This window comes from Methylomonas sp. HW2-6 (assembly GCF_052474525.1).
In genome coordinates, this window is record NZ_CP184124.1 from 3,073,757 (window position 1) to 3,098,999 (window position 25,243).

Below are 25,243 nucleotides of genomic sequence, written 5' to 3' on the forward strand. Positions count from 1 at the left end.
GTTTTAAGTTGCCCGTCATCTCTTGGATACCAGGCTCAGACATGAATAAATACCCGGCAACCGACCGGCACCGCAGCGAACAAGGCAATCACGTCGGCGTTGTTCATCCGCACGCAACCGTGCGACTCCGGCTGTCCGTTCATCAATTCGTCCGGCGTGCCATGGATATAGATATACCGCCAGCCACTATCGACCTCGCCGTAACGGTTCTTGCCCGGCTCCAAACCGCCCAACCACAGAATCCGGCTCAAAATCCAGTCGCGTTGCGGCTGTTGAATCGACAAGTCGGGACTGTAAATCTCGCCGGTCGGACGCCGGGCTTTGAACACGCTGTTAATCGGCAAACCGGCACCGATTTTGGCTCGAACCCGGTGCCAGCCGGTCGGCGTACAGTAACTGCCCTTTCTTTCGCCGGGACCGTTTTTTGCAGTCGATACCGGATAATCGGCAGCCACTTCGCCGGCTTGCAGCAAACGCAAGCGCTGTTCGGCGATCGACACATCGATCAAGCAAGCCGCCGACGCTTCCGTCATTTCACAAACAATGCAATCGATTCGACGTGGGCGGTCTGCGGGAACATGTCCATCACACCGGCTTTGACCAGTTTGTAGCCGAGTTCGTTGACCAGAATACCGGCGTCGCGGGCCAGCGTCGACGGATTACAGGACACATAAACGATCCGTTCCGGCTGCCAATGCTTGAAATTGTGCAAAACCTCCGACGCACCGGCCCTCGACGGGTCGAGCAGGACTTTATCGAATTTTTGCTTGCACCACGGCAGATCCTTGACGTCTTTGCTCAAATCGGCGACGTGAAACTCGACATTCTGCAGATTGTTGAGACGGGCATTTTCCCTGGCATGGTTGACCAACGGCAAATCGCCCTCCACGCCGACGACATGGCCGGCGCGGGTTGCTAATGGCAAGGTAAAATTGCCCAGGCCGCAAAACAAATCCAGCACCCGGTCGTCTTTGCCCAACTCCAAGGCCTCAATGGCCCGAGTCACCATCTTCCGGTTAATTTCATAGTTCACTTGAGTGAACATCGCCGGGCGGAAATTGAATTTGACGCCCTGCTCGGCCAAGGTATAACTCGGCACGACTTCGGCTTCCCCGTCCAACGGCACAATGCTGTCCGGGCCTTTCGGTTGAAGACAAATCGTCACCCCCAACTTTTCGGCATATTCGCGCATGCGCTGCTGGTCGGCTGGGCTAGGCGGTTCCAATACCCGCACCGCCAGCACGCAGTCGTTGTCGCCGATTGCGACTTCAATCTGCGGAATCTTGTCCTTGATCGACAGACCGGCGATCATTTCGCCCAAGGCCAGCAAGTTTTCGCCGACGATAGGGTGCATGACTTTACAGCTATCGATTTCCGCCAAAAACGGATTGCGCCGTTCGCGAAAGCCGACCAACACCCTACCCTTCTTCGCCACCCATTTCACGCCCATCCTGGCTTTACGCCGGTAACCCCAATGCGGCCCGGTCAACGCTTCCCAGATTTGCGGGATTTCCAGCTTACCGATCCGGCGGAACTGGTCGCGTAACAATTCTTCCTTGAAATGAATTTGCTCGGCGTCGTCGACATGCTGAAAACTGCAACCGCCGCAGCGGCCGAAATGCGGACAAGCCGGCTCCACCCGATGCGGGTTGCGGTCGTGCAATTCGACGACCTTGCCTTCAGCATAATCGCGGCGGCTGTCGGTGTAGACAAAATCCAGGGTTTCGCCGGGTAAGGCTTCGTCGATGAATACCACTTTGCCGTTGACGTGGCTGACGCCGCGACCGTCGTGGGACAGTGATTCGATGGTTACGGTGACGGGTTCGAGCGGAAGTTTTTTCTTGTGGGCCATTATCAGTAGAAGTTAGGTCGGGGCCGCTCGGTAGAGCGCGACTCGACATGACAGGATGCGAAGACGGATAGTTTAAAAGAGGTGGTTCAGGTCGGAAACACGCCGGTCGACAAATAGCGGTCACCGCGGTCGCAGACGATGGTGACGATCAAGCTATTTTCGACTTGCTCGGCCAATTTCAACGCGGCAAACACGGCACCGCCGGAAGAGACGCCAGCAAAAATGCCTTCCACCGCCGCCAGACTGCGCGTGGTGTTTTCGGCATCCAATTGCTCGACTTCGATGATCCGATCCACGCGGCTGGCGTCGTAGATTTTCGGCAGATACTCCTGCGGCCAGCGGCGGATGCCGGGTATCTTCGATTCGCCTGCCGGCTGCACGCCGACGATTTGAATATCCGGATTTTGCTGCTTCAGATACCTCGAAGTCCCCATAATCGTGCCGGTAGTCCCCATCGAGCTGACGAAATGGGTCACTTTGCCATCGGTGTCGCGCCAAATTTCCGGGCCGGTACCTTCGTAATGCGCCCGCGGATTATCGGGATTGGCAAACTGGTCCAAAATCCGGCCTTCGCCGCGGGCTTCCATCGCCCGCGCCAAATCGATCGCGCCTTCCATGCTCTGTTTTGCCGGGATCAAAATGATCTCGGCGCCATAGGCTTTCATCGACGCGATCCGTTCCGCGCTCATGTTGTCGGGCATGATCAAGGTCATTTTATAGCCCTTGATCGCCGCGGCCATCGCCAATGCGATACCGGTATTGCCGCTGGTGGCTTCGATCAGCCGGTCGCCCGGTTTGATCTCGCCGCGGGCTTCGGCGTGCCTGATCATGCTGACAGCCGGCCGGTCCTTGACCGAACCGGCCGGATTATTGCCTTCGAGTTTCAGTAAAACGGTGTTACCGCCGGCTACCGGCAGACGTTGCAGGCGCACCAATGGCGTATTTCCGACAAAAGACTCAATGGTTGGGAAGTTCATCAATGACATCCGATTTGCGTGATCGCGGCGATTATAGCAAGTTCGAGACCAGAGGCGCCGCTGTAACCCAAGGCCGAAAAAATTCCTTTATAATCGATTCAACCCAATCCAACCCGCAGCAGACATGGAATCCATCGATTTGACGAGTCCCGAACTCTACCTGAACCGCGAACACAGCCTGCTGGAATTCAACGTTCGGGTGCTGGCGCAGGCATTGGACGAAAGACTCCCGCTGCTGGAGCGCCTGAATTACCTATGCATATCCTGTTCCAACCTCGACGAGTTCTACGAGGTGCGCGTCGCCAGCTTATTGCAGATGGCGGAAATGGACCCGAATCTGGTCAGCGCCGACGGCCTGACCATCAACGAACAGTTCGAGAAAATTTCGCAAAAAGCCCACGAGCTGGTCGCCGAACAATACCGGGTGCTGAACGAAATTCTGATCCCGAAACTGGAAAGCGAAAACATCCGCTTCCTGCGCCGCGACCGTTGGTCGCCGTCGCAAAAAGCCTGGCTGGAAAGATACTTCAACGAGGAGTTGCTGCCGATTCTGACACCGGTCGGTTTGGATTCGGCCCACCCGTTTCCACGCATCCTGAACAAGAGTTTGAACTTCATCATCTCGTTGACCGGAAAAGACGCGTTCGGCCGCAACAGCGGCCGCGCCGTGCTGCAGGCACCGCGGGCGCTGCCGCGCATCATCCAATTGCCGGTCAGCGAAACCGACAGCGGCCCGCACGATTTTGTGTTTCTGTCGTCGATCATCCACGCCTTCGTCAACGACCTGTTCAACGGCATGACGGTAAAAGGTTGTTACCAATTCCGGGTCACTCGAAACAGCGATTTTTTCGTCGACGACGACGCGATCGACGATTTGCTGCTCGCGGTGGAAGGCGAACTGGCGATGCGGAACTACGGCGACGAGGTTAGACTGGAAATCGACGCCAATTGCCCGGAAGAAACCACCCAATTCCTGTTGGCACGCTTCGACTTGACCCAAGATCGATTGTTTTTGGCCAACGGCCCGGTCAATTTGAGCCGGATGCAAGCCATCTATAACATGATCGAACGGCCCGATATGAAGTTTCCGCCGTTCAAACCCAGCGTACCGTCGGCCTTCGGCCGCAACAAAGACTTCTTCGCCAGCATCCGCAAACAGGACATCCTGCTGCACCATCCCTACGAATCGTTTTCGCCGGTGGTCGATTTCATCAAGCAGGCCGCAGCCGATCCCGACGTGTTGGCCATCAAACAAACCCTGTACCGGACCGGTGTCGATTCGCCTATCGTCGCCGCGCTGATCAAAGCCGCCCGTGCCGGTAAGGAAGTCACGGTCGTGATCGAATTGCGGGCCCGGTTCGACGAAAAGGACAACATCGGCCTGGCCGCCAAATTACAGGAAGCCGCGGCGCACGTGGTATACGGCGTGGTCGGATATAAAACCCACGCCAAAATGTGCATGGTGCTGCGCAAGGAGGGCAACAGCTTACGCAATTACGTCCATCTCGGCACCGGCAACTACCATCCACGCACGGCCAGGCTATATACCGATTACGGCCTGTTCACCTGCGAGAAAGAACTGGCCGAGGACGTGCGCCGGGTATTCATGCAATTGACCAGCCTGGGCAAGGTCAGCAAGCTGAACAAATTGTTGCAATCGCCATTTACCCTGCACCATGGCTTGCTGAAAATGGTGGAAAGAGAAATCGAACAGGCCAAGAAAGGTAAAACGGCCAAGATCATAATCAAGGTCAATGCCGTGGTCGAGGAGCAAGCGATTCAAGCCCTTTATCGCGCCTCGCAGGCCGGAGTCGAGATCAAATTGATCGTGCGCGGCGTTTGCTGCCTGCGGCCGGGCGTGCCTGGGGTTTCAGACAATATCGAAGTCCGCTCCATCGTCGGCCGCTTCCTGGAACATACCCGGGTTTATGCCTTCTACAACGGCGGCGACTGGGCCGTCTACGCCTCCAGTGCCGACCTGATGAACCGCAATCTGTTCCGCCGGGTCGAAGTTTGCTTCCCGATTGCCGACAAAAAAATCGTCGAACGCGTACTCGGCGACCTGGACGGCTATTTGAAGGACAACACCCAGGCTTGGCTGCTTGGTCCCGACGGCCAATATCGGCAAGTACACGACGAACAACACCCGCTTTACCAAGTGCAAACCGAATTGTTGAAACACTTTTGCTCCTGAGGCCAAGGCATGAGTAAACCGACTCACCGTCAAGTCGTTCTGGATACCGAAACCACCGGTATCAACCCGAAAGAAGGCCACAAAATCATCGAAATCGGCTGTGTCGAGTTGGTTAATCGCCGGCTGACCCGCAACCATTTCCACGTCTATCTGAACCCGGATCGGGAAATCGACGCGGGCGCGATTGAAGTCCACGGCATCACCAACGAATTCCTGCGCGACAAACCGCGCTTCGCCGACGTGGTGGAAGATTTCATGGCGTTTACCGCCGGCGCCGAGCTGATCATCCATAATGCGCCGTTCGACGTCGGCTTTTTGAATCACGAGCTGTCGCAGCTGCCGCGCGAAACCCGCACCGTGGAAAGCAACAGCAGCGTATTCGACACGCTGGCCTACGCCCGCAAGAAACATCCCGGCGCCCGCAATAGCCTGGACGCGTTATGCAAACGTTACGGCATCGACAACAGCCACCGGGAATTGCACGGCGCGCTGCTCGACGCCGAGATTCTGGCCGACGTTTATTTGTTGATGACCGGCGGCCAGTCTTCATTGCTGGACGAGGGCGACCAGCAGGACGGCGGCGGCGAACGCGCGATTGTGCGGTTGCCGGCGGATCGGCCGCGTTTGAAGGTGATTGCCTGCAGTGACGACGAACTGTCGGCACATCAGCAACGTTTGGCAAAAATCAGCAAGGCTAGCGGCGGCGTCTGCCTTTGGCAGGAATAAACTTAACTGCAGTTACCCACCCCGATACCTCAACCGATAGCCCGTCTGGTCAAGGCCTGCGGAGCGCTAAAGTCGCTCAATACGGCTTTATCCAAGGTTTGCAAAAACTGTTCGATGGCGTGACCCAATAGACCGGTCAAGCCGCACCCATTTTCCAACGGGCAAAGCCCCTGCTTTTTCGGATTGAAGCATTCTGCCATCTGAAACCGGCCTTCGACTTCGCGCACCACATTACCGATACTGATTTCCTGGGCCGGCCGGGACAGGCGGATGCCGCCGCCTTTGCCGCGTACGGTTTTGATGAAACCCTTGACACCCAGCTTGTGTACCACTTTGACCAGATGATTTCTGGAAATACCGAAGAACTCGGCCAGCTCGGTAATCGTGACCAATTTTTCGTTATTGACGTTCAGATAAATCAGGACGCGCAGCGCGTAATCGGTGTGTGCAGTCAGTTGCATATCCAGTCCTCACAAAGCTGTATTTGAAATAAATGTTAATGGCGCTTACACTTGTCGTAAAGCTGCATTTAAAAAACACCTTAAAAACTTACCTGGCGGTGGTAACCGATGTTGATAGAACCGGTGGCGTTATCCGACTTTTTTCTGAGTTTTTTCAGTGCGGCGCTGATTATTTTGCTCGCCACGCTATACGCGGCGCTATTTGCCTGGGGCAAGGTCAGTGGCCGCCGGTCGCTGGGCGTTGCTGCGTGGATAACATACTTCGCATTGATGGTTTGCGTCGCTGTTTTTAGCTACGTCAACCATTTCAGCGACTATTGGCTGGTACTGTCGCTGCTAATGGCGCTGGGTTACGGCTGGATGCCGCGCTTTATCTGGCAGTTGTGCGCAGCCACGCACCAGCCGGACCATCATCCCCCTCACCAAGCAGGAGACCACCATGACTGAGCACATCCCGCCGCGCTGGGCGACGGAAACTTTCTGGAAGAAAACCGCAATCTGGGTCACCGGCGGCTCATTCGTACTGCTAGTGATTTTAACCTTCGACTCGTTGGCGAAAATTTCCGCCGGCGGCCCGCGGGTACCGGCTTACAGCGTGATCAACCAAGACGTCGGTTACCGTTTCGATAAAACCAAACAGCGTTACCAGCCCGTGATCGGCGCCGAAGCGCCCTTGTTCGGTAAAATCCTGAGCGAAGAGGAAGCTGAAAAACTGGTCGATCTGGGCAAAAAAACCGTGCAGGCCAAAAACTGCATGAACTGCCACACCCTGCTCGGCAACGGCGCCTATTATGCGCCGGATCTGACAAAAGCCTGGCTGGACCAGGGCTGGATCGCCAAAGAATCGCGTGAACAGATGATGCTCAATTTCCTGCTCGATCCGGAAAAGAACGCCCGCACCTTCGGTTCCAACCGCAAGATGCCGAACCTGGAGATCACCCCACAAGAGGCCGAAGGCATCGTCGCTTTCCTGAAATGGATGGCAGCCATCGACACCAACGGCTTCCCGCATAATTTCAGAGCACTCGGCGCAGAGGAATAAGACGATGACAGCGACAACTTTCCAAGACAAAGCGGCCGCCTGCTGGTCCGGCTGCAAGCAACGTCACGCCGAGTTCATGGCCAATCCGCATTTAAGCGGCGGCCAGAAACTGGCAGTGCACTACTTCACCGTCGCCATGGTGCTATTCATGGCGCAATTGCTGTTTGGGTTGCTGGCCGGGCTGCAATTCTTGTTTCCGAGTTTTCTTTACGAAATCCTGGATTTCAACGTCAACCGCATGGTGCACATCAACGCCATGGTGGTGTGGATGTTGTACGGTTTTATCGGCTCGGTCTACTGGTTTCTGGAAGACGAAAGCGGCGTAGAAATCGTCGGTCTGAAATGGGGCCAACTGGCGTTTTGGGTGCTGACCGGCGCCGTGACGCTGGTGGTTTTAGTTTACTTGTTCATCCAGTTCGGCGCCGGCAACGATACCTCGCTGTGGCTGATCAACGAAGGTCGCGAATACATCGAAGCGCCGCGCTGGGCCGACATCGGCATCGTCGTCGTGGTCTTGACCTTTTTCTACAACGTCGCCGCCACCTTTGCCAAGGGCCGGTGGTCCGGCATCGCCGGCGTACTGGTGCTGGACTTGGTGGCATTGGCCGGTTTGTATCTGGCCGGGATGTTTTACGTAACCAACATTTCGGTCGACCAGTACTGGTGGTGGTGGGTGATCCATTTGTGGGTGGAAGCCACCTGGGAAGTCTTGGTCGGCTGCATCATGGCCTGGAGCTTGATGAAACTGCTTGGCGTGCGTCGCCAAATCGTGCAAACCTGGTTGTATATCGAAGTGGCGCTGATGTTCGGCTCCGGTATTTTGGGCTTGGGCCACCATTATTTTTGGATCGGCACGCCGGAATACTGGTTCAGCATCGGTGGATTTTTCTCGGCCTTGGAACCAATCCCGCTGGTAGCGATGGTGGTGCACTCGGTCTACGATTCTGGCGTCCATCGCTTTAAAAACAGTAACCACCCTGCCCTGGCCTGGATCATCGCCCACACCTTCGGCAACTTCCTCGGCGCCGGCGTCTGGGGTTTCATGCACACCCTGCCGCAAATCAATCTCTACACCCACGGCACCCAATGGTCCGCCTCGCATGGCCACTTGGCCTTCTTCGGCGCCTATGCCACGATCAACATCGCCTTCTTTTACCTGGCGGCGCAACAGGCGCGCGGCAACGTCTGGATGGGCGGCGATCTGGTCAACGGCTGGCGCTGGAAAGCGGCGGCGATTCTATTGAACCTCGGCGTGCTGGGCATGACCGTTGCGTTGTTGATCGCCGGCTACGAACAATCTTTCGTCGAACGTGCGGTAGAAGGCTCGACCTGGGCCGGCTACTTCGCCGCGCAAAACCACCCGTGGTTCATGCAAGCCATGGTCTGGCGCATGGTGTTCGGCCTGATGACCGCGGCCGGCGGCGGCCTGCTGTTCTGGGATTTACTGGAAATCGGCAAAGGCGAACAACGGCCCGCCGCAGTAATCGCTAGCGCAGCCGAATAAGCGGTTATCGCTCAACCGGGCAAGCACAGACCGGTTTGCCCGGTATGCAGCTTCCGATCTTGTGCCGCGGCTAAAGCTGCCGCGGCACAAACACTCTCTTTATCGTATTACCTCTGTCCGGCGCCCGGCCAATACGCCGTTCTGACGGTTCCAAGCCAAACGCCACAGGCCCTAAAAATTTGCAGGCGCTAATACAATCATCCCGGAACCGGTTCGCAAAAGTGTGACTACCCGGCCTTATTTTGCCTAATTCGTTTGTTGGATCGCGGAAATCTCTCCGATACTGTGCGGCACGAACGCTCGGCGTTCGGACAACCGATAACAACAATAACGAGAAAAACCATGACTTTCCTCTATAAACGCAATTTCGGGCCGATCGCGGCGGCCGCATTACTATTCAGTAGTTCGGCAATGGCCTCCTTCGTCAATACCTCGCCGCTGATCAACAGCTCGCGTAGCAACCGCAATGTCGATAACGGCTACGCCGGCTTGAAATGGACTTTGGGAGAAAGCTTCATTCCTGAATTGGTCGTCGGATTCCGCCATGCCAACATCAGCTCGAACGGCGATACCTATGGCGGCGATATTTCGTTTTCATTCCGGGTTTGGGGCGGCCTGCAGCCCGGACAAATCAGATTGAAATACTTTAACGGCGCGGACTATCTGCAAGGCGAGGTCGGCGGCGGCTACGATTTCAAAAACGGTTTTTTCGTCGGCATCGGCGGCAAAGCGCCTTTCTCCAGCGTGGGTTTGGATTACCAGTTTAACGGCCCGGTGCCGTTAGTTCCCTACTTCATGCTGGATTCAATCGGCCAGTACCGCAAGCCGGGCGTAAATTTCAGGATTATCTGTCCGGTGGCAGGACAACACTACAACCCGGTCACCGGACTCTGCGACGGCGTAATCTGATAGCGCCAGCGGCGGCTGCATCGCCCACATCGGGAGTGTGGGCGAATTCCGGCGCCTGAAGGTACGGCGTCGCCCAACGCGAGGCAACCGCCACGGAGCCCGCCGCAAGCCCTATCCCGTCAAATTTTTCGCCGATCCAGCGGATGATTGTTAAAGGCCTTGCGCGCCTGTTGCCAATGCTCAATGACCGCTTCGATCCGATTGGTATTTGCCGGCGTCAGCTGGGTAAAACATTCACTGCTGCGAACGAAGGAGGCCAAAAAATCGGCCATAATGCGTTGCTGCGTCGCGTACTGGGCAATCGCTTCGTGCTTGCGAGCGATCTCGGTCGGCGTCAAATCCAGGCAAACCCGGCGATGCCCGCGTGGCGGCAGATTTTCCGGCAAATGCATGGGTTGGTTGCTCCAATCCTGCGCGACGCCCCAATCCGAACCCGTAGGCCAATGCGGCCAATGCACCAGATACGCCAACATTTTCGGGTTGATCTGTTCGGCCGATGCTTGCGCCCGCCATTCGTGCACAGCCAACAATGCAAACATACCCAATCCGGCATGGTCGGAATCGTCTTCCATCACATCCGGAAAACTGATGATGGTCGGTTTGGTCTCCTGCATGATCGCCACCAATTCTGCGACCAGATCTTTACCGTCTTGCGCGTAGCCCCAATCCTGGCTGTCGCGATACGGTACATGGTCGAACCCGGTGAATTGCGACCGAAACGGGCTGTTACGCCGCCAATGCGATACCAGAGCGGAATAGATCGCACCGTCGGAAAATCCCATTAAATCCAAGTGCAGGAAACCGTTGCCTAAAATCTGCGCCGCCCGGCGGGATTCTTCCAGCCGTTTTTCGCCGAATGCCAAATAATCGGCCGCAGACAAGCGGCTTTTGCCGGTATCCATTTTTACCGCATCGACATAGGCATCGCCGGATGTCACGACAACGGCTCGCACCGAGCCGCCTTTGGCAAACACTCGCTGAGTCAAACCGGCGGAACTCAGACTCTCGTCGTCCGGATGGGGAGCCAACACCAGTAAACGTTCGCCGACACCGACATCCAATGCGGATTCTTGCGCCAAGGCCGGCGCTATTGTCAGGCCCAGCCAACAGGCGATAATGCCAACGCCGCCAAAAACTCTCATAAATAACTCCTTTGTAATCCGGAATTCGTAATCTCTGCAACCAAACGCATCGGCACTCAAGTTAAGCTCTTGTGCCGCCCGCTACGTGCCTTTTTTGAGCCGCGGCCGCTCGACTTGACCGGAACCGGGACAAGTCGAGCGCTGAGCGTTTAACGTAAGTCGAAACGATCCAAATCCATCACCTTGGCCCAGGCAGTGGCGAAGTCCTGAACGAACTTCTGTTTGGCGTCGTCCGCCGCGTACACCTCGGCCACCGCCCGCAACTCGGAGTTGGAGCCGAAGATCAAATCGACGGGGGTCGCAGTCCATTTGACTTGCTTGGTCGAACGGTCAAGCCCCTCATAAATGCCATCACTGGCCGACTTGCTCCACTGCGTCGACATATCCAACAAATTGACGAAGAAATCGTTATTCAGTGTGCCCGGCCGGCTGGTCAGTACGCCGTGCTTGCTATGACCGGCGTTGGCATCCAGTGCCCGCATACCGCCGACCAGCACCGTCATTTCCGGTACGGTCAAGGTCAGGAAGTTGGCGCGCTCGACCAGCATTTCCGCCGGCGAATGCGCATTATCCTTGCCGAAGTAATTGCGGAAACCGTCGGCCTTCGGTTCCAACGCCGCGACGGAATTGGCATCGGTTTGCTCCTGGGTCGCGTCCATCCGCCCCGGTTTGAACGGTACTTGCACCTTGTAACCGGCCTTTTTGGCGGCTTCTTCCACCGCCGCCGACCCGCCCAGCACGATCACGTCGGCCAGCGACACTTTCTTGCCGCCTTTCAAAGTGCGGTTAAAGTCGGCTTGGACGGCTTCCAGTTTGCCCAGCACTTTAGCCAATTCGGCGGGATCGTTGGCCTCCCAGTCTTTCTGCGGCGCCAGCCGAATCCGCGCGCCGTTGGCGCCGCCGCGCAGGTCGGTACCGCGGAAGGTGGCTGCCGATGCCCAGGCGGTTCTGACCAGTTCCGGAATCGTCAAATCCGAAGCCAGAATCGCCGATTTCAGCTTGGCGACATCCTTGGCATCGATCAGTTTATGATCGACTTTGGGGATAGGATCCTGCCAGATAAAGTCTTCGGCCGGCACTTCGGCGCCGACGTAACGCGCTTTCGGCCCCATGTCGCGATGGGTCAGCTTGAACCAGGCTTTGGCGAACGCCGCTTCGAACGCTTTAGGGTCATCCAGGAAACGTTTGGAGATTTTTTGATACTCCGGGTCCATTTTTAAAGCCAAATCGGTGGTGAACATGATCGGCGGATGGCGCTTGCTCGAATCGTGCGCGTCCGGCACGAAGTTGTCGCCCTTGCCGTCTTTCGGAATCCATTGCGTCGCACCGGCAGGGCTCTTGGTTTGTTGCCACTCGAAGGTGTACAGCCAAGTCAGGTAATCGTGGGTCCAGCGGGTCGGATTGGTCGACCAGGCCCCCTCCAGGCCGCTACTGACCGTGTCGACCCCGTTGCCTGCACCGCATTTGTTGGCCCAGCCCAGGCCTTGCTGTTCGATGCCGGCAGCGGCCGGTTCCTTACCGACGCATTCGTCCGCCTTATGTGCACCGTGGGCCTTGCCGAAGGTATGGCCGCCGGCGATCAGCGCCACGGTTTCCTCGTCGTTCATCGCCATCCGGCCGAAGGCTTCGCGGATGTGTTTGGCAGCCGCCAACGGATCGGGATTGCCGCCGGGCCCCTCCGGGTTGACGTAAATCAGGCCCATTTGCACGGCGGCCAGCGGTTTCGCCAGCTCGCCTTTTTCGTTATGGCGTTCGTCGGCCAGAAATTTCTTTTCGCTACCCCAATTCACGACCTCGGCTTCCCAATCGTCGGCACGGCCGCCGGCAAAACCTAAGGTCTTGAAGCCCATGTCTTCCAGCGCCACGTTGCCGGCCAGCACCATCAAATCGGCCCAGGATAACTTGGCGCCGTATTTTTGCTTGATCGGCCACAACAAGCGGCGGGCTTTGTCCAGGTTGACGTTGTCCGGCCAACTGTTGAGCGGTTCGAAGCGTTGCTGGCCGCCGGAGGCGCCGCCTCGGCCGTCGAAGATGCGGTAAACACCGGCGCTATGCCAGGCCATGCGAATGAAGAACGGCCCGTAATTGCCGTAATCCGCCGGCCACCAGGGTTGGGACGTATGCAGCACCCCGGCGATATCCTTTTTCACCGCCGTCAAGTCCAGGGTTTTGAATTGAGCCGCGTAATTAAAATTTTGTCCCAACGGATTGGACTCGGCCGCGTTCTGGCGTAGCGGTGTCAAATCCAACTGGTCCGGCCACCAGAAACTGTTCATGGTCGGTTGCGATTCCGCCAAAACCTGGCCGGCGTTCAAGGCTGCGGAGATGGCTAACGCCAAGGCGGATGCCAGCAAAATTGGTTTGGTTTTCATGGTGCACCTCTGTTAATTATTGTTAGTCTGCGAAAATACGTACCGTCGATAGCTGAGTTTAGATGCCGCTACGGAATAAAACCGTAGCCGCTTAAAACTGGCGTCATCGCTCAGGCACTACCGAATTGCTGTACGGCGATGGCAAATAAACTTATCTGCCATTGCCAACGGTACTAGCGAATTATCCGTCCGCCCTTTGAACGTGCTCGGTGGCTACATTGAACCGAATAGAGCCTGGAATTAGAAATTGATTCCCTCGATAAGCCGATAGGCGGAATCAATAAGCCTCGCTTTATGTTGTTATCATTTGCGGCTGAAACCAACCTTTCCGGACTTTCCAACTAACGACGGGCAGCAAGCCATGACTTTGCGCGAATTGAGCTATCTGGTAGCGGTGGCGGAATTTAGAAACTTCAGCCAAGCGGCCGAACATTGTGCAATCAGCCAACCCACTTTGAGCACCCAAATCAAAAAGCTCGAGGACTATCTGGGTGTGGACCTGTTCTTGCGCGACAAAAACAATGTGGACGTAACCGAAGCCTGTCGGGAGATTTTACCCATCGCCCGCCGCATGCTCGACGACGCCCGCGCCATTCGCCAAATCGCTGCTCATGCCAGCGGCCGCCAACGCAACCAACTGTCACTGGGCGCGTTTCCGTCGCTGGCGAGTTACGTATTGCCGGAGTACGTTTTTCGCATCAAGCAACATTATCCGGAACTCAAATTGCAATTGGTTGAGGAAAAAACCCACGCCTTGATCGCATTGCTACTCGACAAAAAACTGGACGCGGCCCTGCTGGCCTTGCCGATCGCCCCCGACACGCTGGACTCCCGGGTGTTGTTCGAGGACCCATTCACGCTGGCAGTCAGCGCCGATCATCCGCTCGCCGATCAGGCCGAAGTCGACCTCAACCAAGCCGCCAACGAAAACCTACTACTGCTGGACGAAGGCCACTGCCTGCGCGACCAGGCACTGAAATTGTGCGACCCGTCCCGTTTCATCGAACACGATTTTCGGGCGTCGAGCCTGGAAACCCTGCGTTTCATGGTCAGGAACGGTGTCGGCGTTACCTTGATGCCGTCCGTGGCGATTCAGCCGGAAGACAAAGACATTCGGTACATCGACATTCGGCAACGCCCCAGTCGGTCCATTGCCCTGGTATGGCTCAAGACTCATCCGCGTATCGCGTTGCTGGAAACCATGGCCCAACTGCTGGCATACAAACCATTGCCCTGAGTGGGAGAAGCTTTGATCTGGCTGACGTTAAACGTCAGCCAGACGAACTCGGATTCTGTTATCACGCGGCAACAAGGGCGATAGCCTCGGTTTCAATAGCTGACGCCGGCCATCTAGCCGGCTCGAGATTGCCGGCCGAACAAAACGCTAATCCCGCTGCCGTGGCCGCCGATGCCGGGGCCGACTTCAATCCGCGCCGCGTGCAGGTCGGCGATTTCCTTGACGATGGCCAGGCCCAAACCGCAGCCCTCACCGCGGCTGCCCGGAACCCGGTAAAACCGCTCGAATATCCGGTCCGCTTCCTCCGGCCGGATACCGGGACCGTCGTCCTTGACTACCCAGCCGGGCGGGTCGGCCAGGACGGTCACGTTGATCCGGCCACCCGGATTGCTGTAGCAAATACTGTTATCCAGCAGGTTGTTCAGCAGCTCCCGCAGCAGGGTTTCGTCGCCTTTGATCGAAACCGGGACGCGCGGCGCGTCGAATCCCAACTCAATTTGCTGTTCCAGGGCTTTATATACCCAGTCCATACAGCAGGCTTTGGCCAGCGCGGCCAAATCCAGGAGCCGAAACGGGCGCGAACCCTGCGAGACCGATTCGGAACCGGCCAGAACCAGCAACTGCGAACTCAAATGCGCCACCCGGTCTGCCGAATGTTTGATGTGGCTCAGTGCCGGTTTCATTGCATCCGGACTATCCGCGGCCAACGCCCGCTCGGCATGCACTTTCAGCCCGGCCAGCGGCGTGCGTAGTTGGTGGGCGGCGTTTTCGATGAAACGCTGCTGCGCGGCCAGCGCGGAGCCCAGGCGTTGCAGCAGCGCGTTGATGGTGTGGGTCAAGGACCGCACTTCCAGCGGCACGTTGGTATCCGGGATCGGGTCCAGTTCCCGCGCCGACCGCTGACCGCTGACCGATCAGCGTCGCCAGATCGTGCAACGGGCTCAAGCCGCGATTGATGCCGGCCTAGATGTGGAGCCCGGCGACCAGCAGCAGCAATAGCTGGGGCAAGCGACTTATCGCTCCGACGCCGAGGGCGAGCCAAGCAGGTTACCGCCCTTGTTCGGTTTGGGGCTGAAACAAGCCGCCGCCCTGCCCGTCCTGGTCTGCGCCGCCTTGACACCGCTGCTGTTGGTTCGGAGCCAGGATGACGCCAACACGCCGACCGTAGCGACCGCGCCGCCAGCACCAGAGCCGGCGCCAAGCGGCGAACTGCTGCGGACCGGCGCTGCCAAAGCCGACACAGATACCGAAACCGTGGCCCAGCGCCAGTTGTAGATTCGGGCTGAGCGGATCGTCAGGATTGCGATCTTGATCGACTCGGTGATCGGCTGAATTTGCAGTTTTTCCAGGTATGCTAGCCGGCGGCCGGTATTGCGCGGCCCGGTGTTCGGGCGGCAAAACGGCGGGCTGCCGACAACAGACTGATCAGGATTATTGGTATGGCAATCAACAAATTTTCGGCCGGCAAACTGACATACGCCGGCATCAGCTTAATGTTAATGCTACAGCCCAATTTCGCGTTTTGCGCCACGCCGGAGGCTTTGGATTTAAGCGGGCATTGGATCGGCTTCCTGGCCTTGGGTTTGTTTGCCACCGCCTACGTGCTGGTAGTGCTGGAAGAACTGTTGGAACTGCGCAAATCCAAGCCGATGATGCTGGCCGCCGCGCTGATTTGGCTGGCAATCGCACTGATTTACAAAAGCCACGGCTTGTCGGACCTCGCCGAAACGGCGATACGGCATTACGTGCTGGATTACAGCGAATTATTCCTGTTTTTGATCGTCTCCATCGCCTACATCAATGCAATGGAAGAAAGGCGCGTATTCGACAACTTGCGTGCCTGGCTGGTAAATCGCGGTTTCAGTTACCGTAAGCTATTCTGGGTCACCGGCCTGCTGGCATTCTTCATTTCGGCGGTCTCCAATAACATGACGACCGCAATGCTGATGTGCGCCGTGGTGATGGCAGTCGGGAAAGACAATCCGCGCTTCGTCGGCATTTCCTGCGTCAACACCGTCGTCGCCGCCAATGCCGGCGGCGCATTCTGCCCTTTCGGCGACATTACCACCTTGATGGTCTGGCAAAAGGGCATGATCGAGTTTTGGACCTTTTTCAACCTGTTCATTCCGTCGGTCGTCAATTTTCTGATACCGGCAACCATCATGCATTTCGCAATACCGAACGCCCGGCCGGCGCCGATTCAGGTCCAAATCCGCACGCTGCGCGGCGCCAAACGTATCGTCCTGCTGTTTCTGCTGACGGTGCTGACCGCGGTCGGGTTCCAGAACAGCCTGCAATTGCCGGCCGCCGTCGGCATGATGGCCGGTCTGACTTACCTGCAACTGTTCGGCTACTTCCTGCACATCACCCACCGCGACGAACCGGAACTAAGTATCGACGGCGTGGCCGGGGACCATCTGCCGGAGACCGGCGATGGCGGCAACGGTCTGCGTTTCGACGTGTTCCACCATCTGGCCAGGATGGAATGGGACACCCTGCTGTTCTTTTACGGCGTGGTGTTGTGCGTCGGCGGCCTCAACTTCATCGGCTACTTGCAGCATCTGTCCGAATTCCTGTACGGAGAACTAGGGGCGACGCCGGCCAACATTCTGGTCGGTATCGCTTCGGCGGTGGTGGATAATATTCCGGTGATGTTCGCGATACTGGCCATGACGCCGGACATGAGCGAGGGCCAATGGTTGCTGGTGACATTGACCGCGGGAGTCGGCGGCAGCTTACTATCGGTCGGCTCGGCCGCAGGCGCCGCGCTGATGGGGCAAGCGAAGGGGGTTTACACCTTTATGACCCACCTGAAATGGACGCCGGCCATCATGTTGGGCTATCTCGGCAGCGTCGGCGCGCATTTTCTGATCAACGGCAGCCTGTTTTGACCGACTGGCCCGCACGGCGGCCAGCCGGCTTTACCTGCGAGCCAATGCCGCGCTATGCTGAGCCATCTAGTGAATGCGCCGCGGCCGCGTGAACTATTAACCAGGCCCTTAAATTCCCTGGAGTCGTCATTCCCGCGAAGGCGGGAATCCACTATTGATTCTGGGCCCCCGCTTTGGCGGGAGCGACCCTATTTAAAAGCCGGGTTAATAAAACCCCTTGTCCCAACCGCACCATTTTTCAGGAAGCCCAAGCATGTATCAAGAACCGTCAATACCCGAAACCGAACCCGGCAAGCGCTACGTTTTTATCGAGCAAAGCGTGTTTATTCTGCTGGTTTTGTTATCTCTGGCCGGAATTTACATTACCGATTTCAATCCGGATGACGGCTACGGTTACTGGCTGACTATGGTGTTCGTATTCGGTTCGCTTTCGGTGTTCGTGTCCTGGCTGCAGGCCAAAAACGGCGCCGCCGATTTCGGCCAGGTGTTGAAGGCGCAGGCGATGCATTGGCTGCATACCATCGTGGTCGTGATCGCCGCAGCGTTTTTGAACAAGTCCGGCCAATTGTCCGGCGTCAGCGCCGACTTGGTGATATTGCTGATTTTGGGCTTGGCGGCCATGCTGGACGGTTACCACATCGGCTGGGAATTCAGTTTCCTGGGCTTTTTTCTGGTCGGCTGCGCCGTGATCATCGGTTACGTGCAACCCTTTCTGTGGGCTTGCGGCGGATTCGCCGCCGCCATCGTCGCCGTGTCGTTGCTACGCAATTTCCTTGGCGCAAAAGTCCGCCGCCTCGACGGCGAGCAAACATGATCAGAGCAATTACCTGGTTCCGGCGGTTAAACCGCAAAAACAAACTGGCAGTGGTCTTATCCGCAATCTGGATGCTGGCGGTACCGGCTTTCGTCGTCCCCTACGGCGACGAAGCGACCGGCCGACTGGAACATTTTTTCTGGTGGGGCCTGTTTCCGGTGTTTTTATACTGGGGCCGCCATCTTTGGGTCAGAAAATGGCCGAACTGAACCCCAATTACTCATGGTAAAAAGCGGTATCAGCCGCCGGCCCAGACTATGAACCAAAATCCGCAGCAAGCACCTGTCAGCCCCAGCCTCGCCGAAGCCGGCAAATTCTGGCTGAAACTGGGCTTTATCAGCTTCGGCGGACCGGCCGGGCAAATAGCGATCATGCACCAGGAGCTGGTCGAGCGCCGGCGCTGGATCAGCGAAACACGCTATCTGCACGCCTTGAATTACTGCATGGTCTTGCCCGGCCCGGAAGCCCAACAACTGGCGACTTACATCGGTTGGTTGCTGCACAAGACGCCGGGAGCTTTGATCGCCGGTGGCCTGTTTTTTCTGCCGGCGCTGTTGATTTTGATCGGCCTGGGCTGGGTCTACATGCGGTTCGGCGACTTGCCCGCGGTGGCCGGCCTGCTTTACGGCATCAAACCGGCCGTCACCGCCATCGTGTTGTTTGCCGCGTACCGCATCGGTTCGCGGGCCTTGAAAAACCGCTGGCTGTGGGCGATGGCGGCGGCAGCCTTTATCGCCATTTTTGCGTTGCAATTGCCGTTTCCATTGATCGTGATTGCGGCCGGCTTGATCGGCGCCGCCGGCGGCCGATGGGCACCGCAGTATTTTGCGATCGGTGGTGGCCACGGCAGCGCCAAGGCCAATTTCGGCCCGGCCGTGATCGACGACGATACGCCAACGCCAGCGCACGCCCTATTCAGTTGGGGCAAGTTTTACCGCCTGTTGGCGATAGGCCTGGCGATGTGGGCCGGCGTGCTGGGCTGGCTGTGCGCAGAATACGGCTGGCAGGGCGGTTTGACCCAAATGGGCTGGTTCTTTACCAAGGCCGCCTGGCTGACCTTCGGCGGCGCCTATGCGGTATTGCCTTACGTCTATCAGGGGGCGGTCGAGCACTACCACTGGCTGACGCCACAACAAATGATCGACGCACTGGCGCTGGGCGAGACCACGCCAGGGCCTCTTATCATGGTCAATACCTTCGTCGGGTTCGTCGCCGGTTGGGGCCAAGCCTGGTTCGGCGCGGATTCGGCGTTTTTAGCGGGCAGCGTGGCAGCTGTCGTCGTCACCTACTTTACCTACCTGCCCAGCTTTTTATTCATTCTGGCCGGCGGCCCGCTGGTGGAAACCACCCACGGCAACCTGAAATTCACCGCACCTCTAACGGGCGTCACCGCCGCGGTGGTCGGCGTCATCGTCAATCTGGCGGTTTTTTTTGCCTACCACGTGTTCTGGCCGCAGGGCTGGAACGGATCGTTCGATCTGTTTGCCGCCGGGCTGAGTCTGGCCGCGCTGTTGGCGTTGTTTCGGTTCAAACTCGGCATTATCCCGGTCATTGCCGGCGCCGCGCTGGGCGGCTGGCTGTGGATGCTTTGACCTAAAGCTACGCAGTGCTTACCCTCGTGGCAGGTCGTAATCTCCAATGAATTTAAAGAATCCCATCATCTGTGTCGGAATATGTCGAACGGCGTTTCTGGTGATTTAAAACTTACTGGAAACGCTAACGCTTGTTCCGGGCCACCTGCACTAACCGGCAAAGGGAGTGTTGACTAGCGGCCATAAATTGACGTTCAGGTAGCCGAGAAAAATTAAAGATCAACGGCTGATTTGAGATGCTAAGCTGTCTTCAATTCTCGTCATACTGCATCAAATAAGGTGCTGCCGATTCACTATTGACGGTTTGAAAAGATTCGTATAAAAATGCCCGCAAAAGGCATCTACTTTCATAAGACAATTTTCTTATGAAAGTAGATGCAGCAATCATTAGCAAAACAAAACTATCTCGAGTTTACCAGTGAAATTATGTCTCAAATCTAAAAATTTATAAAGGTGTAATTATGTTTGACGTAGACAACAACCAGTCTCTACCATCGCCAGAGTCTCTATTAGGAATAACTATGCCAGCTGATTTGGTGAGCTCACCTGGTGGGATTAGGATAAAAAGAAGACGTCAAATTCCAGTTGATTGGGGAAAGATATTAGAATTCACTGATTTAATTTATAAAGACGGATCATATTTTTTTAAACGATACATTGAGAAAAGTTGGAGTTACGAAAAAGAGGTAAAGCCTGGCGAAGATGGAAAGATTAAACTTCCTAATTTGATAAAGGACGGGATAAAAAAAACAAGTGAAAAAAGCAGATTTTCTTCAATAGATAGTAATGAAATTAAATCTGGACTAATTGTAATTCATAAGCGCTCGAATCGTGAATATCTTTTAATTAATTGGAATGGAATTCCCCTTGAAGAGTCTGAGTATGATAAATTAGTGGAATCGCAAGACGGATTTATTAACGAGGCAGAATACAATGAGTTTTGGGATAAAGTAGATTCTTTAGTTTTAGTATCAGACTCAATTCAAAATTTGAAAGATAGCTTGCCAACAGCCGAAGCAGTAACTAGTCAGGAAAGCGAATTACTAAGAGATTTTGATGCACTTATAAAGTTGAAACAGATTACTGATGCACTTTATCAAAAAGCCGAAAAATCATTTGAAAATTCTTCGAATTTAGAGGAAATAGAGCTTAATTCACTTATGGCTAGATGGGAAGAGCTCTCTCTTCGAAGACGGCACATTAATGGTAGATTAAAAGAATTAATAAATCGAGCGTTGAATTCTGGATATATATTGTTGCTTGAGACTAGGAAAGTAAAGCTTCCCGACGGCACTGATAAAAATTTGTCGCCGGGTATTTTGTATCGTGTATTTGAGAAGGTATTCAAATGGAATATACAAGAACAGCGAGAAGAATGGGTTTGGGATGGGGATTTAGGAAAAATTTTTAATAAAAAGAAAAAGAGAAGATATACGGTAACTGTAGAAAAACAAGAAACAGGTACTGATTATGAAGAGGTGGTTGTTGATGATAGTCCATGGCTCCATAAAGTCCAAAAATATATAAAAGATAAAAAAACAGTTTTTTTATTGACTACCACAAAGCAAGGACTATTTACTGAAAACGGACTTCCTGCGGAAGAATTATTGGAGAGATGTGATAACGATGACTTATTTAGAAAAGACTGTATTATAGGTTTTCCTATTTCAAGAACAACTGTTTTTGGCGATTTAGACAGTGTAGGATACTTATTCATAGAAAGACCACTCCCTCCAATTAAGCCGTCTAGGCCCCCTAGCTTTAATTTAATCGAAACTCTCAGTTCAGGTGTCAAATGGCAAGGTATTGAATACGGTAGATTAGTGACATCCATACCACTCGCGCCCGGTGAAGAGCGGTCAATCAGTATAAGTCTACAAGAGGAATCTCAGAATACAATTGCTGTTTCACGGGCACTAGGCACAGAAACTTTAATCACTGACAGCCAAGATTTGAGTCAAGAGATAGAAAAAGAATATCGTAAAGAAGGTACTAGTAATTTCAGCGCATCTATGTCCTCTGGTGTTGAGATCCCTTTAGAGGTAGTTTCAATTAATGCTGAAAACGATTTGAACTATGCTACATCGCTAACAACTTTTTCTAGAGAGTTTGCCCGAACTACGCAACGAGCAGCGCGAAATTTAAGTCGGCGTAGATCGGAACAATACTCTGTATCAACGACCTCGTCATCTCGTCTTACTTCCTCTAGTAGCACACAGATTAAAGTTTCTAATATAAATGAGGGCAGAACTCTAAATTTACTCTTATTTCAATTAGCAAATAAATTTGAAACTGGGCTTTTTTTGGATAATCTTGAAGTCGAAGTTGATACTGGTATGGAGTTTTTTCCAGGTATTAGTTCTTATGTCACAAAACGTGTTCCTTTAGATAATGTCGATCGGATTGTACGTGTTATAGCGGAAAATAAGATAATTTTCCCTGTGGGAAAGGAGTTACTTAAAAATTTTAGTGAGCAGTTTTCAAAAGCATTGATTGATTTATTGAACAATGAGTATGGAGAAGTCGATGATACATCAGAGTTTAAAAGTACTACATCTGTTCAAATGTTGCCGTTTTTTAAAGCTACTGAAGAACTTAACATATTTGATGTTGCGAAACAGCTTGAAGGATGGGATAAGAAGTTAATCGGAAGAGTGGTCGAGGGTTCCATTGCTAATATTTCAATTCCATCTGGAGCATTTTTTATCGATGCGGTAGTTGGGCAAGGTATCGCGACTGAAGATTATTCCGAGCAAATGAGAGTTGTAGAAATACAAAAGGGACATGCAGAAATAGAATATAGAAATGCTCAGGCTAGAGCCGAAAGAGCGAGATCAATTGGGCTTGCAATGGGTGTTGTTACAAACCGAATTACTAGTTTTGAAATTAATAAAAAAGATCAATCATATGATGTTGTAATATATTTAAATCAGGAACTAACGCATGGAGAATGGGAGGTTAAGTATAATGGAAAACTATGGTTTAAGAGGTCCATTAAGATTGATGAAGAAATATCATCGTTTACCCAAGCATGGGACGTTAATCTTGCCGATGGAAGCAAGCCTGAGTACTTTTCTTTACGTAAAAATGTAGTAATAAAGTCTATTGATACCGGGGAAAGCATTAGGGCTGATATATGATAAAAGCCAACCCATCTCCCGTAACTAAGGCTGCGTTATCAAGTAGTTTAAATAAGCGTAATAATTTTTCAGACTACTTAAATGCAAAACTTAATGCTGCATTAAAAACTAATGCGAGCCTAAATCTAACGGAACAAAAAAAAATTATACTCGATAAGTTCCCTGAAGAAATGCTTTTGGACAAGATCCTAACTATTATTTTTTTGCCGGAAATCATGCGAGCAATGGGATATAAGTATGCTTCGAAGGCTTTCGACGCGTGGTTGAGTGGAGTCGATAGAAAATCCGGATTTACAGAGAGTGGAAAAAATGGAGAGGTTAAATCTGATTATTACATGATTGATATTAAAAAAGTCATATCAGGCTTTCGCAATGATAGTCGAAAGGAACTTTTTAATAATGTCATTTCAAAAATAGAGAGTCATGCCTATGATGATGCTGTCCAAGAATATAATGTGGAGAGTGAATTTCGCAAAAGTCTTTACATATTTGCTGAAGAAAAAATACGTAAAATGAAAATTAAAGAAGAGTGTAAATTTGGAAATCTTGTAGAGCCTGGAATCAATAAAGCATCAGATTTCTATATCAAAGCATACACAAACGAAGAAAATAAATACGAGCATGCCATCAAAATGGCTCTTGCTACACAGCTAAAAGAATCAAAGTTAATTTATAGCGAAGTTGACGCTTTGCTTGGAAGTTATACATTTCTTACTTATGCAACCGGCAAGATGATTAAAATTAAAGAAAATACTATTAACTTTTATATTGACCGCATTTCATACAGATTAAGGGATTCATTTGATTTTTTAGGAGATCAAGAACTTGGTTACTGGGATCTAGGAGAATTTAATAAAAAAAAAGGCACCAAAATGGTGTGGCTAAATAATGACGACTTTATGCAATTTCAAACATCTATTATGCCATTTTATAACAAACTAGTTACTCGGTATAGCAATGGATTTAGCTGGTTGATTTGTGGGAGGTATGTATTAGTAAGTCCTTGGTATACAATTCCTAGGCCATCTGATTTTCCGGTTTTTGAAGTCAAGGTTGATCTTTAACAGGCTGTTGGCTTTGTTGCAAAAATCACCTGCATTTCCCATTGTGTGAGGGGATATCTGTTTAGTCCAGGATTTGTGCAACAAAGCCCTACATAAGCGAAAGCACAAGTTTCAACTAATTTTTATTTCTCCGAAAATACTAAAGAATAATCATGGCTAGCACGACAGAAGACATTGAGAGTGACGAACAATTGTTCACGGATGCCATGGCGAGAATTAGTGCTTGGCGACAAATAGAAGGTATAGATGAGAAGGGGGAGTCGATTCCTCTTTGTAAGGCTGATGATGACGTAAAAGATGCATATTTAATCGCATTGCGAGTAATCTCCCGGTTAAAGCCTGGAGGTACTGACCCATGGATGCTAGGGAAAATTCAAGTGCTTATACGTAAGAGCACCCGCTATATTATTTATTTAGATCAGAACTTCGAAATTCAATGGTGGTGGATTATTCCACCCGACGATGTTGATAATCTTACTTTGCTACAAACACACATTACCCAAATTGAAACCGACAGTAATTTTCTAATGGAAAAAGTCGAAAATTTCTGGAGATTTCTGCATTTCTTTCAAGAAAAACAGCCAGAATATGAGACATCGACACAATCTTTGCCTTTTCAAGCATCAATTGAATTGATTGGTATCCGAACGATGCTAGGGGAAGCAGCGGCTATTGCAATGAATGGAGGTAAATCAGATGATTGGGGGCGAGTAATCGATGAAGCTCGAAAACAGGTAACACTTGCGAAAGACCGTAGGTGCCGACCCTGGTTTATATTTTGGTTTCTAGTCCCAGTTGTGTTGGCCAATTTTTTACCACATGTCAACATGTTTTGTTGGACGGATACCACTTCGCTATGTTTTCAAAAATGGGGACAAGGCCATACTCACGCCATGTTAGCACTAGGCGCCGGCACAATTGGAGCGTTAGTATCTGCTATTTCCCGAACGCAGCAAATCGGGCTTGATCCACGCTCCGGCCAATTGGGATTGTTTACAGAAGCCTTGTCGCGTGCCATTTTGGGTGCCACCGCAGGTGCGCTTACCTCCCTGGCCATCGATGGGCATCTCATATTAGGTGAAGAACTAGTAAACACACCAGCTCTTCGGTTTTTTCTTGCTTTTGCCGCGGGATTTAGTGAACGTGTATTGCCAGCTTTAATTGGGAAGGCTGAAACGACTATCACTGGAGATCCTTCTAAAAAATAAGATGTATATTGCTAATGGAATTTATTACAGCCGCTGCACTTTTTGCATAAAGGTATGTCAGCTAATGAAAGCAGTTCGGCCATAACTTGCCAATATAGGTGACAGGCAGCTTTGGGAC

General features: G+C 53.1%; 22 protein-coding genes. 15 read left to right on the forward strand and 7 right to left on the reverse strand.

Features of this window, described 5'->3' with window-relative positions; translation table 11 throughout:
* Positions 1–35: 35 nt before the first annotated feature.
* The 3 genes from ACH518_RS15000 to cysM form a co-directional block, all read right to left on the reverse strand.
* The gene (locus ACH518_RS15000; RefSeq protein WP_445370669.1) at positions 36–533 is read right to left on the reverse strand and encodes a L,D-transpeptidase family protein; all 498 of its coding nucleotides are present in this window, start codon (positions 531–533) and stop codon (positions 36–38) included.
* Positions 530–1,852, reverse strand: a complete 1,323-nt coding sequence (rlmD, locus tag ACH518_RS15005; protein ID WP_445370670.1) for a 23S rRNA (uracil(1939)-C(5))-methyltransferase RlmD — start codon at positions 1,850–1,852, stop codon at positions 530–532. Before rlmD ends, ACH518_RS15000 begins: the two co-directional genes overlap by 4 nt.
* An 86-nt stretch (positions 1,853–1,938) precedes the next feature.
* On the reverse strand, positions 1,939–2,829 hold the full coding sequence (gene cysM / locus ACH518_RS15010) for a cysteine synthase CysM (protein WP_445370671.1): 891 nt from the start codon (positions 2,827–2,829) through the stop codon (positions 1,939–1,941).
* A 124-nt stretch (positions 2,830–2,953) separates the two neighbouring features.
* On the opposite strand from cysM, the gene ppk1 reads away from it, so the two are divergent.
* Both ppk1 and dnaQ read left to right on the forward strand, forming a co-directional pair.
* Complete coding sequence (gene ppk1, locus ACH518_RS15015) at positions 2,954–5,023, forward strand: polyphosphate kinase 1 (RefSeq protein ID WP_445370672.1); 2,070 nt, start codon at positions 2,954–2,956, stop codon at positions 5,021–5,023.
* 9 nt (positions 5,024–5,032) lie between these two features.
* Positions 5,033–5,749: a DNA polymerase III subunit epsilon gene (dnaQ, locus tag ACH518_RS15020; RefSeq protein ID WP_140912947.1), complete on the forward strand. Its 717-nt coding sequence runs from the start codon at positions 5,033–5,035 to the stop codon at positions 5,747–5,749.
* Positions 5,750–5,778: 29 nt separating this feature from the next.
* Here dnaQ and ACH518_RS15025 read toward each other — a convergent pair whose 3' ends face one another.
* Positions 5,779–6,210: an Rrf2 family transcriptional regulator gene (locus tag ACH518_RS15025; protein ID WP_140912946.1), complete on the reverse strand. Its 432-nt coding sequence runs from the start codon at positions 6,208–6,210 to the stop codon at positions 5,779–5,781.
* 108 nt (positions 6,211–6,318) lie between these two features.
* Here ACH518_RS15025 and ACH518_RS15030 point away from each other — a divergent pair, with 108 nt between their 5' ends.
* The 4 genes from ACH518_RS15030 to ACH518_RS15045 all read left to right on the forward strand — a co-directional run bounded on the left by ACH518_RS15030 (position 6,319) and on the right by ACH518_RS15045 (position 9,665).
* Positions 6,319–6,657, forward strand: coding sequence for a hypothetical protein (locus ACH518_RS15030; RefSeq protein WP_445370673.1), 339 nt, complete (start codon positions 6,319–6,321; stop codon positions 6,655–6,657).
* Complete coding sequence (locus tag ACH518_RS15035) at positions 6,650–7,252, forward strand: c-type cytochrome (RefSeq protein WP_445370674.1); 603 nt, start codon at positions 6,650–6,652, stop codon at positions 7,250–7,252. The genes ACH518_RS15030 and ACH518_RS15035 overlap by 8 nt, the downstream gene beginning before the upstream one ends.
* Positions 7,253–7,328: 76 nt before the next feature.
* A complete protein-coding gene (locus tag ACH518_RS15040) occupies positions 7,329–8,756 on the forward strand; it encodes a cbb3-type cytochrome c oxidase subunit I (protein ID WP_445373004.1) in 1,428 nt (475 codons plus the stop codon).
* Positions 8,757–9,098: 342 nt separating this feature from the next.
* Positions 9,099–9,665 carry a hypothetical protein gene (locus ACH518_RS15045; RefSeq protein WP_445370675.1) on the forward strand — a complete coding sequence of 189 codons (567 nt, stop codon included), beginning with the start codon at positions 9,099–9,101 and terminating at the stop codon, positions 9,663–9,665.
* Between the two features lie 119 nt (positions 9,666–9,784).
* Here the strand turns inward: ACH518_RS15045 and ACH518_RS15050 are convergent, their stop codons facing one another.
* Both ACH518_RS15050 and katG read right to left on the reverse strand, forming a co-directional pair.
* Positions 9,785–10,807, reverse strand: a complete 1,023-nt coding sequence (locus ACH518_RS15050) for a PIG-L deacetylase family protein (RefSeq protein ID WP_445370676.1) — start codon at positions 10,805–10,807, stop codon at positions 9,785–9,787.
* 149 nt (positions 10,808–10,956) lie between these two features.
* Complete coding sequence (gene katG, locus ACH518_RS15055) at positions 10,957–13,179, reverse strand: catalase/peroxidase HPI (protein WP_445370677.1); 2,223 nt, start codon at positions 13,177–13,179, stop codon at positions 10,957–10,959.
* Positions 13,180–13,540: 361 nt separating this feature from the next.
* On the opposite strand from katG, the gene ACH518_RS15060 reads away from it, so the two are divergent.
* On the forward strand, positions 13,541–14,416 hold the full coding sequence (locus ACH518_RS15060; protein WP_445370678.1) for a LysR substrate-binding domain-containing protein: 876 nt from the start codon (positions 13,541–13,543) through the stop codon (positions 14,414–14,416).
* Between the two features lie 113 nt (positions 14,417–14,529).
* On the opposite strand, the gene ACH518_RS15065 is transcribed toward ACH518_RS15060, so the two are convergent.
* Entirely contained in the window at positions 14,530–15,276 is a 747-nt protein-coding gene (locus ACH518_RS15065) for an ATP-binding protein (RefSeq protein WP_445370679.1), read from the reverse strand.
* A 196-nt stretch (positions 15,277–15,472) separates the two neighbouring features.
* Between ACH518_RS15065 and ACH518_RS15070 the strand changes: the two genes are divergently transcribed.
* The 8 genes from ACH518_RS15070 (at position 15,473) to ACH518_RS15105 (ending at position 25,125) form a co-directional block, all read left to right on the forward strand.
* Positions 15,473–15,691, forward strand: coding sequence for a hypothetical protein (locus ACH518_RS15070; protein ID WP_445370680.1), 219 nt, complete (start codon positions 15,473–15,475; stop codon positions 15,689–15,691).
* A gap of 218 nt (positions 15,692–15,909) precedes the next feature.
* Positions 15,910–17,307: a sodium:proton antiporter NhaD gene (gene nhaD, locus ACH518_RS15075; RefSeq protein ID WP_445373005.1), complete on the forward strand. Its 1,398-nt coding sequence runs from the start codon at positions 15,910–15,912 to the stop codon at positions 17,305–17,307.
* Between the two features lie 253 nt (positions 17,308–17,560).
* Complete coding sequence (locus ACH518_RS15080) at positions 17,561–18,121, forward strand: hypothetical protein (RefSeq protein WP_445370681.1); 561 nt, start codon at positions 17,561–17,563, stop codon at positions 18,119–18,121.
* Complete coding sequence (locus tag ACH518_RS15085) at positions 18,118–18,330, forward strand: hypothetical protein (RefSeq protein ID WP_445370682.1); 213 nt, start codon at positions 18,118–18,120, stop codon at positions 18,328–18,330. Before ACH518_RS15080 ends, ACH518_RS15085 begins: the two co-directional genes overlap by 4 nt.
* A gap of 48 nt (positions 18,331–18,378) precedes the next feature.
* Positions 18,379–19,713, forward strand: a complete 1,335-nt coding sequence (chrA, locus tag ACH518_RS15090; RefSeq protein ID WP_445370683.1) for a chromate efflux transporter — start codon at positions 18,379–18,381, stop codon at positions 19,711–19,713.
* Between the two features lie 461 nt (positions 19,714–20,174).
* Positions 20,175–22,853, forward strand: a complete 2,679-nt coding sequence (locus tag ACH518_RS15095) for a hypothetical protein (protein WP_445370684.1) — start codon at positions 20,175–20,177, stop codon at positions 22,851–22,853.
* Positions 22,850–23,917: a DUF6402 family protein gene (locus ACH518_RS15100; RefSeq protein ID WP_445370685.1), complete on the forward strand. Its 1,068-nt coding sequence runs from the start codon at positions 22,850–22,852 to the stop codon at positions 23,915–23,917. Before ACH518_RS15095 ends, ACH518_RS15100 begins: the two co-directional genes overlap by 4 nt.
* A 152-nt stretch (positions 23,918–24,069) precedes the next feature.
* A complete protein-coding gene (locus tag ACH518_RS15105) occupies positions 24,070–25,125 on the forward strand; it encodes a hypothetical protein (protein WP_445370686.1) in 1,056 nt (351 codons plus the stop codon).
* The last annotated feature ends 118 nt before the right edge of the window (positions 25,126–25,243 follow it).